The sequence below is a fragment of the Streptomyces sp. SAS_270 genome (genome assembly GCF_052543295.1).
This window is the reverse complement of sequence record NZ_JBMNDS010000006.1, coordinates 38,568-52,287: the sequence shown is the minus strand read 5'-3', so window position 1 is coordinate 52,287 and position 13,720 is coordinate 38,568. Positions and strand designations below refer to the sequence as shown.

Below are 13,720 nucleotides of genomic sequence, written 5' to 3'. Positions count from 1 at the left end.
CCCCTCGGGCGGCACGCGTGCGAAGGAGCCCGCGATGAGCGAGATGATCACCGCGGACCTGGTCGACCTCGACCTGTCCGCCGATACCAAAGAGGCGGCGGCACGCGCCCTCGCCGAGCGCATGGTGACCCTGGGCCGGGTGACCGACCTCGACGGCTTCCTCGCCGACGTGGCCGCCCGCGAGGCCCAGATGCCGACCGGCCTCGACGGCGGCATCGGCATCCCGCACTGCCGGAGCGCCCATGTCACCGAGCCGACGCTCGCCTTCGGGCGCAGCGCCGCCGGCATCGACTTCGGCGCGCCGGACGGGCCCGCCGACCTGATCTTCCTGATCGCCGCACCGGCGGGCGCCGACGACGCGCATCTCACGATCCTGTCGTCCCTGGCCCGCCAGCTGATGAACGCCGAGTTCACGTCCGCGCTGCGGTCCGTGGACGACGCGGGGGCCGCGGCCGCACTCATCCGCGGGGACTCGTCCCCGGCGGCCGCGGCCGCGTCGGACGGCACCCAGGAAGCCACGGACTCCGCGGCGGCGCCGGCCGGGACGGCTTCCTCCGACGCCGCCGCGGGCAGCACGGCCCCGGTGCCGGGCGCGACCGTCGAGGACGGACCCGCCCCGGCGCCGGGCGCCACCGGCGGCGAGGACGCGCGCCCCTTCCGTATCGTCGCCGTCACCTCCTGCCCCACCGGCATCGCGCACACGTACATGGCCGCCGAGTCGCTGGAGAACGCGGGACGCGACGCCGCCGACGTCGAGATCGTCGTGGAGACGCAGGGCTCGGCCGGCTTCGCCCGGCTCGACCCGGCCGTCATCGCCGCCGCGGACGGCGTGATCTTCGCCCACGACGTGCCCGTACGGGAAAAGGACCGCTTCGCCGGAAAGCCGACCGTCGACGTCGGCGTGAAGGCGGGCATCAACCGCCCCGCCGAGCTGATCTCCGAGGTCCGCGGCAAGGCGGAGCGCGGCGAGGTCACCGCGGGCGCCGCGTCGCCCGGCAGCCCCGTCGAGCGCGTCGGCGACTCCGGCGAGGGCTACGGCACCAAGCTCCGCAAGTGGCTGATGTCCGGCGTCAGTTACATGGTGCCGTTCGTCGCCGCGGGCGGTCTGCTGATCGCCCTCGGCTTCGCCCTGGGCGGCGACAACGGGTACCTGGTCGCCAAGATGCCGTCGGTCACCCAGCACTTCGACTGGGGCCAGATCGACAGCTGGGGTGCGCTCAGCTTCCAGATCGGCGTCGCGGCCTTCGGCTTCCTGGTCCCGGTCCTGGCGGGCTACATCGCCTACGGCATGGCGGACCGGCCAGGCCTCGTCCCCGGCTTCGTCGGCGGTGCGATCTCCCTCACCATCAACGCGGGCTTCCTCGGCGGTCTGGCCGCGGGGCTGATCGCCGGCGCGATCGTCCTGGCGATCCAGAAGATCGACATCCCGCCGGTGATGCGCGGCATCATGCCGGTCGTCGTGATCCCACTGATCTCCTCGATCGTCGTCGGCTTCCTGATGTTCGTGGTGATCGGCAAGCCGATCGCGTCCGCCCAGAAGGGCATGACCGACTGGCTCAACGGCCTCTCCGGAGCCAACGCCATCGGACTCGGCGTCATCCTCGGCCTGATGATGTGCTTCGACCTCGGCGGCCCCGTCAACAAGGTCGCGTACACCTTCGCCACCGCCGGTATCGCGGTCGCCAGCCCCAGCGACTCCGCCATGAAGATCATGGCCGCGGTGATGGCGGCCGGCATGGTTCCGCCGCTGGCCATGGCCCTCGCCACGACCGTGCGCGGCAAGCTCTTCACCGAGACCGAACGCGAGAACGGCAAGGCGGCCTGGGTCCTCGGCGCCTCCTTCATCTCGGAGGGCGCGATCCCGTTCGCCGCGGCCGACCCGCTGCGCGTCATCCCGGCCTCGATGGCGGGCGGCGCGGTCACCGGCGCCCTGTCGATGGCCTTCGGCGCCTCGCAGCGCGTCCCGCACGGCGGCGTCTTCGTGGTCCCGCTGATGGGCAACCCGTTCCTCTACCTCGTCGCCATCGCCGCGGGTGTCTGCGTCTCCACCGCCCTGGTGGTCGTCCTGAAGGGCATGCGGAAGCAGGCTCCCGGGGGCGCCGCCGAGCCGGCCGGGGCACCGATATCCGCCAAGGCCGACTCAAAGGAGCCGGTCGCGGCCTGAATTACCCTTTGCGGCAACGGTGAGTCATTTGCCGCACCTGCGAGATGCGTCACGGTCCGGGACCAAAGTCCCGGACTGTGGTGTCTACTGGAACGTATGCCCGAGCACGCGTCGATCCTCCAACTGACAGGCGTGGCCGTCCTCGCCCTGGCGACCGCCGTCTGGGTCGTCGGCCTGATACGGCTCCTGCGCCGGAACCGGTTCGAGGCCGCGGCGGTGCGCCCCGGCGACGCTCTGTGGGCCCTGCCCAGTCAGCGCCAGACGGGCCCCGGCGTGGAATGCGTCGAGCTGACCCCGGCGGAACGCGACGCATTCGCCGGTCTGGTACGCCAGTTCAGCGACGGCCGACCGTAACCGGAAGGCCCGCTTCGGCCGGATGGGCCGGCAGCCTCGCCAGGGTGATGGGCTAACTGCGCTGAGCCGCCCGGCGCTCCATCGCCTCGCGCGCCGCGCCCTCCGTCGGATAGACCTCGCACATGTGCCGTTTGTCCGGCGTCGCCGTGTGCTCGACCTCCCACAGGGAGATCTCCTGCCCGTCGCGCAGCAGGAAAGCGTGCTCGTACAGCGAGAAGCAGAGCCTCACCTGACCGGCCCGGCACGGGCGCCCGAAGGCCTGGGTGATCTGGTGGGCGGTCGCCGTGCGCAGCAGCGCGACGATGTCCGCACCCGGGCCGTCCGGATTCTCCGCCCGCCGCAGCAGCCGGCGCGCGTGATCCGCCGAGTCGTCGGGCACGTAGGCGTGCCGGGGCTCGGGGATCGGCGACAGCTGCACCATCACGGGCAGTTCGAAGTCGGGGGCGTCCGGCGGCAGCGGCAGCCTGGCCGTCGCCGCGCGCAGCTCCTCCTCGTCCACGTACACCTCGTGCTGCGGATGGCTGCCGGGTGCAGTGTTGTGAACGAGCTCCCACAGGGTGAGCGCCGAGCCGTCCACGAGCAGCCATGTGTGCCGGTACGTCTCGCGGTGCAGCCCCGCGCTGTGGTGCGCGGAGTGCAGTGAACTGTCGTGCGCCAGCGCGCAGTCGAGTCGCCGTATCGCGTCGTCGGGCAGCTCGAAGGAGTTCAGGGCACGCCCGAGAAGTCGCTCAAGGTGCTCCTCCGGAGACTCGGGCGACTCGGGTTGTTCGTACGCTGCCGTCTCGTACGGAACGCTCAAGGTTTCTCCCGGCGTTGCTGCATGTCACCTCGTGGGTGCATACCGTAGCCCCTCGGTCGGACATCATGTCCTCGAACCGAGAAAACGTCCGCACAGAAAACGAGCGGGCCGCGCGGCAAGTTCCCCCGCGGCCCGCCGAAGCGCCAAAAAGCCCTCGTCAGACGGCACTTCCCGCGGTCCACGCGCTCCACGCCATGTTCCAGCCGTTGAGACCGTTGTCCGGCGCGACCGTCTTGTCGGGGGAGTTCTTCACGACGACCACGTCCCCGACGAGGGAGTTGTCGAAGAACCAGTGGGCGGGCGTGTCGCCCTGCGCCCCCTGCACGTCCGCGAGCCCGACACAGCCGTGGCTCGTGCCCTCCCGGCCGAACGGCGGGTTCCCCTGGTTGTACCAGTAGTTGCCGTGCACGAACGTCCCCGACGTCGTCAGCCGCATCGCGTCCGGCACGTCCGGGATGTCGTACTCGCCGCCATAACCGACCGTCGAGCCGTTCATACGCGTCTGCCGGAACTTCTCGGAGATCACCATCTGCCCGTTGTACGTGGTGTGTTCCGCGCTGCCCGCCGAGATCGGGATCGACTTGAGGGTCCTGCCGTCGCGCACGACCGTCATGGTCTGCGTCTTCACGTCGACCGTGGACACCTGGGAGCGCCCGACGGTGAAGGTGACCGTCTTCTTCTGCACGCCGTAGATGCCACCGGCACCCTGCACACCGTCCAGGTCGATCTTCATGGTGACCTTGGAGCCCGCCTTCCAGTACTCCTTCGGCCGGAAGTCGAGCCGCTGCGTCCCGAACCAGTGCCCGACAACCTGCTGCCCGCTGCTGGAGGTGACCGTGATGTGCGACTGCACGGCCTTCTTCGCGCTGATCGCCTTGTCGAAGGTGAAGGACACCGGCATGCCGGCGCCGACCGTGGTGCCGTTGTCCGGCGTGTACGTGCCGATGAAGCTGTTGGCCGAATCGACGGTCGTGAAAATGGAGTTGGCGGCCGAGGTGCGGCCGTCGGAGTCCTTGGCGGTCGCGGAGATCCGGTACTTGGTGCCGCGCTCCAACTGCTTCGCGGGCTTCCAGCTCTTCCCGTCCCCGGAGACCGACCCGGCCACCTCCGTGCCCGCCTCCGCCACCGTCATCCTCACATCGGTCAGCTTCCCGTCGCTGACCTTCACCCCGGTGGCGTTGATGGACGCGCTCGTCGAACCGTCCTTGGCGGAGATCGCGATCTTCGCCGTCGACGTCTTGGTGCCGCCCCTGCCGTTCTTGCCGTCGGTGTCGGCGTTGGCATTGCCGCCGCAGGCGGTCAGGGTGAGGGCGCCGACCACCAGGGCGGCACAGGCGCCCAGTGCGCGCCGCGCTGTTATGTCCGGCGTTGCCACGGGCTGCTCCAAGTGTCGTGATGTGCGTGATCCGCTCCAGTACGTGGAGAGAGAGCGAGCCGTGGCGCGAAGGGTTCCCGCCCTCCGCGCCTGACGCCATCACGTGACAGAACCAGGACAATCAGCCAACCGTCGTCCCTAATCGCCGCCGTGTCCGCTGCCGCAATCGCTGCCGTGTCCGCTGCCGCGTTCGCTGCCGTAGAGCTCCCGGTACGAGGGCCATGACCCGCCGGGCCCGTCCACCGACTCGGCTGCGCGCACGGCCCGGACGATCGCGCGCGTGACCAGGTCCGCGCCCGCCGCGAGGATCTCGTTCAGCGCGAGGGGATTCCCGGCGGCGAGCGGCCGAGCACCCGTGGCCAGCGCGAACACCGTGTCCCCGTCGTTCAGCAGATGCACCGGCCGCACGGCCCGCGCGATGCCGTCGTGCGCCGTGCCCGCGAGCTTCTGCGCCTGCGCGCGCGTCAGGTCGGCGTCGGTGGCGACGACCGCGAGCGTGGTGTTCAGCGGGGGAGGGGAGTTCTTCGCGGCCGCCTCGGCCAGCCGCAGCCGCGCCGTCTCGTGGACCTCGTCCGACGGATATGCCATACGGCCCTGGAACAACTCCCCGTACAGCGCCCCCGTCAGCGGATCCACCGCCGATCCCGCCGCGTTGGCCACCACCAGCGCCGCCACCGTGATCCCCGAGTCGAGGACGGCACTCGCCGTTCCGATCCCGCCCTTGACCGCGCCGACGGTCGCTCCCGTGCCGGCGCCCACGCACCCCTCCCGCACCGGAGCACCGGGTTCGCTCGCGGCGGCGGCCTCGACCGCGGCCCGGCCCGTCGACGCGTCCGGCCTCGCCCGGAACTCGCCGCCGCGGCCCAGGTCGAAGACGCAGGCGGCGGGCACGACCGGGACGACGTGCGCCGGGCTCGGGCCCACACGTACCCCGCGTCCCCTTTCCTCCAGCCAGGCCATCACCCCGGACGCCGAGTCCAGCCCGTAGGCGCTGCCACCGGTCAGGACGACCGCCTCGACCTTCTGCACCAGGTTGCGCGGGTCGAGCGCGTCGGTCTCCTTCGTGCCGGGGCCGCCTCCACGTACGTCCACAGCCGCGATCGCGCCCCCCTCAGGGGTGAGCACGACCGTGCTGCCGGTGAGCCAACCGTCGCCGGTGCGTGTCGCATGCCCCACACGCAGGCCCGCGACATCCGTCAGAGCGTCAACTGTCATGCGCCCAGTGTTCCTTCGCTAGACGGCCTCCGCCTCCCCCCGCTCCGGGGCCCGCCCGATCAGCGTCACCCCGGCCACCACCGCCAGCGCCGCCACGATGCCGGCCGCGAGCACTCCCCAGTCGCCCAGGAACGTGCACACGAGGACCAGCAGCGCGGTCACCGGAAGGACGAGCTGCTGGGCGATGCCCACCTTGAAGTGGCGGGCATGCAACGCCCACACCGTCAGCAGGTACAGCGCCGTCGGCAGGGTCACCGCGCCGGACGCGGCAAGCGTCGAGATGTGCGCCTTGCCGACCGCCTGCTCCACCGCGACCTCCAGGCCCGCACCGATCGCCGCCGCCGACGCGAAGATCACGTAGTGGCCGTAACCCCACAGGAAGGCCTGCCCGTTGGAGCGCAGCCGACCGTGGATGGGGACCGCGAAGTAGATCCACCACGCGGAGAAGACGATCAGCAGCCCGCCCGCGGCGATCGGCAGCAACTCGCCCAGGGCCTCCTGCTCGTCCATGGCCGACTTCACGGCGACCGTGGCGGCGGCGATCGTCTCGCCCAGCACGATGATCGTGAACAGCCCGTACCGCTCGGAGATGTGGTGCGGGTGCCAGGACGTGGTGAAGCTCTTCTCCGCGTACAGCGGGACGCACAGCTCGGCGGCCACCATCACCAGGAACACCCAGGGAAGGGCGGGCTCCGGCAGGAACAAACCCACCCAGCCGACCTGGCACAGCAGCACACCGCCCGCATACCGCAGCGCCGTGGTTCTCTCACTGCCCTCGGCCGCGCGTGACGCCCGCAGCCACTGCGCGATCATCGCGAACCGCATGATCACGTAACCGAGCCAGACGAGCAGGAACGCGTGGTCCTCGAACGCCCGCGTCACCCCGGCGGCGAGCACCAGGACTCCGGCGATCTGGACCAGGGTGACGACCCGGTACAGCGCGTCGTCGTTGTCGTACGCGGAGGCGAACCACGTGAAGTTCATCCACGCCCACCAGATGGAGAAGAAGACCATCGCGTAGTTGAGGACGCCCTCACCCGCGTGCCCCTCGGCCACGGAGTGCACCAGTTGGACACCGGCCTGGGCGATGGCCACCACGAAACAGAGGTCGAAGAAGAGTTCCAGCGGCGACGCGACCCGGTGTTCCTCGTCCCGACCGCGTGCGGTCATGGTGCGCAGCGGTCCGCGCGGGACCGGCTGTGGCGTGGAAGCGGCTTCTGATGGGGAAGTGGACGTCATACGGCCAAGCACATCAGAAACTCCCGGGCCCGGGAGACGGCTCGGCACCCGAAGACGACGGGGCGGGCGCGGGCGTGGGCCGATGCGGCGGACCGGCTCCCCGTGCGCCGGCGGTGCGGTGCCGGCCGGGACCCCCGGTGGCGCGGCGCCGGCCGGGACCCCCGGTGGTGCAGCGCTGACCGGGACCCCCGGTGGTGCGGCGCCGACCCGGTCCCCAGCTGGACCAGGGGGCGGCGGCCCCTCGGCGTACCCTGGGGGCATGAGTACCGCCCCCGCCCCCGAACCGCGCGACCCGAAGAACGCGCTCGACTTCGACGACCCGCTGTACCGGCAGTCCTCAGACGACACGGACGACGGCTGGGGCGAGCGGCCCACCACCGGCGGCGACAGCGCGGCCGACCTGAAGCGCTTCCTCGACGAGAAGCCGCCCCACCACATCTGAGCCCGGGCCCGGCACCCCAGGGCCCCGAACCCCCGTGTCCGGGCCCCGAGGTGCCGTGCCAGGCGCGGCAACGCGCCGGCTACTCCCGGCTGTGCCCCGAACCGCGCTGCGCCACCAGGGCGTCGCGGATCTCCTTGAGGACCTCCAGCTCGGACACCTCGATGATCTCCTGCGTGCCCTCCTTCGCCTTCTGGCGGGCGGTCTGCCGGGCCAGGTACTTGGACATCGGCAGGACCATCAGGAAGTAGACGACGGCCGCGGTGATCAGGAACGTGAGCGTGGCGCTGAGGACCGTGCCCCACATGATCGGGATGCCGCTCGTGACCGCACCCGTCGCCTTGTCGACCGTGCAGGGCGACTTCAGGCACGAGCGGTACTTGTCGAGATCCTTGGTGCCGAACGCGCCGACCAGTGGATTGATGATGCCCTTCACCACCGAGTTGACGACATTCGTGAAGGCGGCGCCGATGACCACGGCGACTGCCAGATCGACGACGTTCCCACGTGTCAGGAAGGTCTTGAAGCCCACCCAGACGCCTGGCTTCTTCTCGCTCACCAAGAGGCCCCTCTGCACAAGTTGTGGAACAAACAGCTCCGCAACCTACGTCAGGGTCTGCCGGGCCTGTCCAATTGGGTAGCTCCAACGAGGGACTTGACACCTGGTCGGTGGTGCGTCCTGGGAGGCTCAGCACAGCGTCACCGCCAGCCGAGAGGTCGCGCTCGCCCCGGCCAGCCGCGCGGCCGCGGCCCGTGGGACCGACAGGACGAGCAGCGCTCCCGTCTCGGTGGCACCGATGTCCGGCACGTCGGTCACCCGCGCACCGGACGCGACCACCCGCGCCGCACCGCCGCTGTCCGCGGCGACCACGTCGACCCGGTCGCCCGGCCGCAGCAGCCGGACGGTGGCCGCGTCGGCGATCCGTACCGGCGCCGTCACCCTCTCGACCGCACGCCGCTCGCGCCCGGAGACAGAACCGGAGACAGAAGCAGGGGCTGAAGCAGGAGCGGAGGCGGAGGCCGGTGCCGCCGCGGGACGCCCTCGTGCACGCTCGGCGTCACGAGGGCCCGCCGCCACCAGCGCGGCCGCCGTGACCGCGAGCCCCGCGGCCACGGCTCGCCTCCGGTGCCGCAGCAGACGCCGCAGCAGATACGCGCCGCCCCGCACCCGCACGGGGGCGAAGTGCGGCACCTCGCACGTGGGAGGAGCGTCCGTGCCCAGCGGGCGTACCGAAGGAGAGACCGAGCGAGGGACCGAGCGAGAGACCGCGGAAGGGAGCTGTGCCATGGTGACCACCACCTGCGACGAGAGATCGGCTTGCGATCCCACGATGAGGCCTTGCGGCGAAGCCCGCCGCGGCCGGTGGGTTACTGGCGGGTTGTGGACAACTCCCTCACCCGAACGGGAAGTTCCGCCCCGGCGACCGGTGGTGGCGAGCGGTCGGCCGGAGGGTCACGGCAGCTCGAAGCCCGGGTCCATCCCGCCCAGCGCCCTGGTGCACGGACAATCCCGCGTCTCGTTCGCCGGCAGCCCCGCCACCAGGTCGAACAGCACGCTGCGCAGCCGGTCGACGTTCGCCGCGAACACCTTCAGCACCTCGTCGTGCGAGACGCCCTCGCCGGTCTCGGCACCCGCGTCAAGGTCGGTGACCAGGGTCAACGACGTGTAGCAGAGCTCCAGTTCACGGGCGAGAGCCGCCTCGGGGTGACCGGTCATGCCCACCACGGACCAGCCCTGCGCCCGGTGCCACAGCGATTCGGCGCGGGTCGAGAAGCGCGGCCCCTCCACCACCACGAGCGTGCCGCCGTCCACGGGCTCCCAGTCCCGGCCGCGGGCGGCCTCCAGCGCGGCCTTGCGGCCGACGGGGCAGTACGGGTCGGCCAGCGACACGTGCACGACGTTCGGCACGCCCCCACCGGGCAGGGGGTGCCCGTCGAAGTACGTCTGCGCCCGTGCCTTCGTACGGTCGACCATCTGGTCCGGAACGAGCAGCGTCCCCGGCCCGTAGTCGGGGCGCAGACCGCCCACCGCGCAGGGGCCGAGCACCTGGCGGGCGCCGACGGAGCGCAGCGCCCACAGGTTGGCCCGGTAGTTGATGCGGTGCGGCGGCAGATGGTGGCCGCGGCCGTGCCGGGGGAGGAAGGCGACCCGTCGCCCGGCGACCTCGCCGAGGAACAGGGAGTCGCTGGGCGGTCCGTAAGGGGTGTCGACCTGTATCTCGGTGACGTCGTCGAGGAAGGAGTAGAGGCCCGAGCCGCCGATGACACCGATCTCGGCCCTGGCCTGCGTCTTCGCCCCGGCCGGGCCCTGAGGATTCTCCGTGTTCGCCATGGACCGCACCCTAGCCGGGCCGGGGAACGCCGAAGACCCCGTCGTCGTATGACGACAGGGTCCCGTAAGAAGTGAGCCTTACGCGGCGGAGCTGCTGCTGCTGCTGGACGAGCCGCTGCCCGACGACTTCGCGTCCGAGGAGGACGAGGAGCTCGACGAGGACGTGGAAGTCGACGACGAAGAGCTCGGCGACGCGGACGTCGACGGCTTCGACGCCGGCGAGCTGCTCGACGAGGAGCCGCGGCTGTCATTGCGGTAGAAGCCGGAGCCCTTGAAGACGATGCCGACGGCCGAGAACACCTTCTTCAGGCGGCCACCGCAGTTGGGGCACTCGGTCAGGGCATCGTCGGTGAACTTCTGCACCGCCTCGAGGCCCTCGCCGCACTCGGTGCACTGGTACTGGTAGGTCGGCACTTGTCTTCCTCCTGGCACTCTCACTCAGTGAGTGCTAACGATCGTCCATATTAACCTGTGCGGCCAGCAAATGGAGTAACGTGCGTCACCTGCCCGCGGGCGGCGGTCAGGGCTTGACCGTCATGAGGGCCTTGTGCCCAAGTGAGAAGCCGCTTTGCGGCGGAGTCACAGTGACGTATTCCTGCGGAAACGGAATATTCGACACGTCACATCTCACCGATCGCGACAGGCTCGCGATGGGCCACGCCGCGCGTGACCACTCTGGTCGCGCGCGGCGGCGCGAGGTGCGAGCGCAAGGTCACCAGGGTCGCCAGAGCCAGTGCCGTACCGGCCATCGGCACCAGGAAACCTGCACCGTCCCAGAGGCGGTCCTCCAGTTGTCCGGCGACCGTGACGGCCGCCGCCTGGCCGAGCGCGACCGCGCCCGTCAGCCAGGTGAAGGCCTCGGTGCGGGCGGTCGCCGGCACCAGGCCCTCGACCAGCGTGTAGCCGGTGATCAGGGCCGGAGCGATGCACATGCCGACCAGGAGGCCGATTCCGGCGAGCACCACCACGGAGTGGGCGGCCCACAGCCCGGAGGCGGTCAGCGCGAGGGCCGCGTACCCGACGAGCAGCCGCCGCTGCGGGGCGATCTTCCAGGCGACGGCGCCGCAGACGACACCGGAGAGCATGTTGCCCGCGGCGAAGACGCCGTACAGGACACCGTTCAGCCCGGGTTCGCCGATCGACTCGGCGAAGGCGGCGAGCGAGACCTGCATGCCGCCGAAGACGGAGCCGATGCCGAGGAAGGTCACGATCAGGACGCGGATGCCGGGGACGCGCAGCGCGGAAACGTGCTCCACGCGCGCGTGGGTCGCGGGGGCGACGGAAGGCTGGGTGCTCTTCTGTGCGGCGAACAGAAGTCCGCCGATCAGGGTCAGTGCGGACTCGGTCAGCAGGCCCGCGGAGGGGTCCACGGTGGTGCACAGGGCGGTCGCCACCAGCGGGCCGAGCACGAAGGTCAGCTCGTCCGTGACGGACTCGAAGGCCGCCGCGGTGGTCATCAGGGGTGAGCCCTGGAGCTTCACGCCCCAGCGGGCGCGGACCATGGGGCCGACCTGCGGCACCGAGGCGCCGGTCGGTACGGCCGCCGCGAACAGCGCCCACAGGGGGGCGCCCGAGAGCGCCAGCGCGGTCAGCGCGAGACCGGAGACGGAGTGTACGAGGACGCCCGGCAGCAGGACGGCGCGCTGCCCGTGGCGGTCCGCCAGGCGGCCGCTGTAGGGCGCGAACAGGGCCATGGCGACCCCGGTGACGGCGGCGACGGCGCCTGCGGCGCCGTACGAACCGGTGGTGTGCTGCACCAGGAGCACGATCGAGATGGTCAGCATCGCGAACGGCTGGCGTGCGGCGAAACCGGGAAGCAGGAACGTCCAGGCGCCGCGGGTGCGCAGCAGCTGTCCGTATCCCGGGCGGGCGGGAGCCGACGAGGTCTTCGACGGCTCGGAGGTGACCGTGGATGCCACGGCCCGTGCCTTTCTGCCGCCTGGTAGCGCGCCCGTGCGGGGGCGCCGAGAGCTGTCCTCTTGCGCGGAACTGCGGTAGATGCCGGGCACCCCCTGCGAGGGCGCCACGACCGCCATACGGTCGCGCCAGCTCTGCGTCAGGCAGAGTTGGTTCGATCTAAGTCTGCCTTCATCCTACAGGGACGGGCGATGCGGTGCCTGTGAAAACGAGCACCATGATGACGCTCACCTGCGAATGCATATCGACGGGATATCGCCCGTTAATGCCCGTTGTCGCCCGTGCCCAGCCAGCCGGCCAGTTTGCCGCCCTGGCCGACGGCGCGCAGCCGCTTCTCCGCCGCGTCCCGGACCGGGTCGGTGGCCACCACGAGCAGTTCGTCGCCGCGCCGCAGCACGGTCGTGGGCAGCGGTACGAAGGACGTTCCGCCGCGTACGACGAGCGTGACGGCGGCGCCCGCGGGCAGGCGCAGCTCGTGGACCTCGACGCCGTGCATGCGCGACCCCTTCGGGATCGCGACGGACAGCAGGTGACCGCGCAGCCGCTCCAGGGGCGCCGATTCGATTCCCAGGTCGGCCGCCCCCGTGGACTCGCCCAGCCGCAGTTTGCGGGCCAGCCAGGGCAGGGTGGGCCCCTGGATGAAGGTGTAGACGACCACCAGGACGAAGACGATGTTGAAGATCCGCACGCTTCCCTGGATGCCGCTGACCATGGGGATCGTCGCGAGGATGATGGGCACGGCGCCGCGCAGGCCCGCCCAGGACATCAGGGTCTGCTCCTGCCAGGGCAGCCGGAACGGCAGCAGGCCGACCAGCACGCTCAGCGGTCGCGCCACCATGGTGAGGATCAGGCCTATGAGGAGTGCGGGCCAGATGTCGTCGCCCATCTGGTGCGGTGTGACCAGCAGGCCGAGCAGGACGAACATGCCGATCTGGGCGATCCAGCCGAGCCCTTCGGCGAAGCCGCGGGTGGCGGGCCAGTGCGGGAGTTTCGCGTTGCCGAGCACCATCGACGCGAGGTACACGGCGAGGAAGCCACTGCCGTGTGCCAGGGCGCCGGCGGCGTAGGCCGTGACCGCGATCGCCATCACGGCGATCGGGTAGAGGCCGGAGGCGGGCAGCGCCACATGTCTGAGCCCCCATGAGCCGAGCCAGCCGACCGCGAGACCGAGGGCCGCGCCGATGGCCAGCTCCAGGGCTATCTCGCCCAGCAGCACATACCAGTGCTCCACCGGACCGACCTCGGAGAAGGCGACGACCAGGATGACCACCGGAGCGTCGTTGAAGCCGGACTCGGCCTCCAGGACGCCCGTCACGCGCGCGGGGAGGGGTACTTTCCGCAGGACCGAGAAGACTGCCGCCGCGTCCGTGGAGGACACCACCGCTCCGATGATGAGTGCCTGGCGCCATTCCAGCCCGACGAGGTAGTGCGCCCCCGTGGCGGTGACGCCGACGCTCACCGCGACTCCGACCAGCGCCAGGGAGGTGGCAGCCGGCAGCGCCGGTCTGACCTCCTTCCACTTCGTTCCGAGACCGCCCTCGGCCAGGATCACGACCAGGGCCGCGTATCCGATGACCTGGGTCATCTCGGCGTTGTTGAAGTGGACGTCGCCCAGCCCGTCCTGGCCCATGGCGATGCCGATGCCCAGGTAGACGAGCAGGCTGGGGAGCCCGCTGCGCGAGGAGATCCGAACCGCCGCCACCGCGACGAGCAGAACGAGCGAACAGACGAGCAGGAGCTGGTTGAGGTGGTGGACAGTCAGCGGACCTTCCCTTCTCTGACCCGAGCACTTAGTTACCTTGTCTAGTTACCCTACCTAACTCTTGACGCTTTCTTGACACTTCGCAGGGCAAGATCGAACGGCCGTCCGCCCAGGGACCGACTCC

Annotated in this window: 13 protein-coding genes; 3 read left to right on the top strand and 10 right to left on the bottom strand. The window is 70.8% G+C overall.

Going from position 1 to position 13,720, the window contains the following annotated elements:
* The first annotated feature begins 34 nt into the window (after window positions 1-34).
* Together ACN6LB_RS06180 and ACN6LB_RS06175 are read left to right on the top strand one after the other, a co-directional pair.
* Window positions 35-2,164: a fructose-specific PTS transporter subunit EIIC gene (locus ACN6LB_RS06180; protein WP_445024886.1), complete on the top strand. Its 2,130-nt coding sequence runs from the start codon at window positions 35-37 to the stop codon at window positions 2,162-2,164.
* A gap of 96 nt (window positions 2,165-2,260) precedes the next feature.
* Window positions 2,261-2,518: a hypothetical protein gene (locus tag ACN6LB_RS06175; RefSeq protein WP_445024885.1), complete on the top strand. Its 258-nt coding sequence runs from the start codon at window positions 2,261-2,263 to the stop codon at window positions 2,516-2,518.
* 52 nt (window positions 2,519-2,570) lie between these two features.
* On the opposite strand, the gene ACN6LB_RS06170 is transcribed toward ACN6LB_RS06175, so the two are convergent.
* From ACN6LB_RS06170 to ACN6LB_RS06155, 4 genes are all read right to left on the bottom strand, one after another.
* Complete coding sequence (locus ACN6LB_RS06170) at window positions 2,571-3,317, bottom strand: DUF6227 family protein (protein WP_356133265.1); 747 nt, start codon at window positions 3,315-3,317, stop codon at window positions 2,571-2,573.
* Window positions 3,318-3,474: 157 nt separating this feature from the next.
* Complete coding sequence (locus ACN6LB_RS06165) at window positions 3,475-4,692, bottom strand: L,D-transpeptidase (protein WP_445024884.1); 1,218 nt, start codon at window positions 4,690-4,692, stop codon at window positions 3,475-3,477.
* Window positions 4,693-4,830: 138 nt separating this feature from the next.
* A complete protein-coding gene (locus ACN6LB_RS06160; RefSeq protein WP_445024883.1) occupies window positions 4,831-5,907 on the bottom strand; it encodes a P1 family peptidase in 1,077 nt (358 codons plus the stop codon).
* Window positions 5,908-5,925: 18 nt separating this feature from the next.
* Window positions 5,926-7,146: a low temperature requirement protein A gene (locus ACN6LB_RS06155; protein WP_445024882.1), complete on the bottom strand. Its 1,221-nt coding sequence runs from the start codon at window positions 7,144-7,146 to the stop codon at window positions 5,926-5,928.
* Window positions 7,147-7,405: 259 nt separating this feature from the next.
* Here ACN6LB_RS06155 and ACN6LB_RS06150 point away from each other — a divergent pair, with 259 nt between their 5' ends.
* The gene (locus ACN6LB_RS06150; protein WP_356133257.1) at window positions 7,406-7,588 is read left to right on the top strand and encodes a hypothetical protein; all 183 of its coding nucleotides are present in this window, start codon (window positions 7,406-7,408) and stop codon (window positions 7,586-7,588) included.
* Between the two features lie 79 nt (window positions 7,589-7,667).
* On the opposite strand, the gene ACN6LB_RS06145 is transcribed toward ACN6LB_RS06150, so the two are convergent.
* The 6 genes from ACN6LB_RS06145 to ACN6LB_RS06120 form a co-directional block, all read right to left on the bottom strand.
* The gene (locus tag ACN6LB_RS06145; RefSeq protein WP_445024881.1) at window positions 7,668-8,144 is read right to left on the bottom strand and encodes an MscL family protein; all 477 of its coding nucleotides are present in this window, start codon (window positions 8,142-8,144) and stop codon (window positions 7,668-7,670) included.
* 129 nt (window positions 8,145-8,273) lie between these two features.
* Window positions 8,274-8,873: a hypothetical protein gene (locus tag ACN6LB_RS06140; protein ID WP_445024880.1), complete on the bottom strand. Its 600-nt coding sequence runs from the start codon at window positions 8,871-8,873 to the stop codon at window positions 8,274-8,276.
* A gap of 165 nt (window positions 8,874-9,038) precedes the next feature.
* The gene (locus ACN6LB_RS06135; protein WP_445024879.1) at window positions 9,039-9,917 is read right to left on the bottom strand and encodes an S-methyl-5'-thioadenosine phosphorylase; all 879 of its coding nucleotides are present in this window, start codon (window positions 9,915-9,917) and stop codon (window positions 9,039-9,041) included.
* A gap of 78 nt (window positions 9,918-9,995) precedes the next feature.
* A complete protein-coding gene (locus ACN6LB_RS06130) occupies window positions 9,996-10,331 on the bottom strand; it encodes an FmdB family zinc ribbon protein (RefSeq protein WP_445024878.1) in 336 nt (111 codons plus the stop codon).
* A gap of 206 nt (window positions 10,332-10,537) precedes the next feature.
* Window positions 10,538-11,836, bottom strand: a complete 1,299-nt coding sequence (locus ACN6LB_RS06125; protein WP_445024877.1) for an MFS transporter — start codon at window positions 11,834-11,836, stop codon at window positions 10,538-10,540.
* Window positions 11,837-12,096: 260 nt separating this feature from the next.
* Complete coding sequence (locus ACN6LB_RS06120; RefSeq protein WP_445024975.1) at window positions 12,097-13,596, bottom strand: potassium/proton antiporter; 1,500 nt, start codon at window positions 13,594-13,596, stop codon at window positions 12,097-12,099.
* Window positions 13,597-13,720 lie beyond the last annotated feature (124 nt).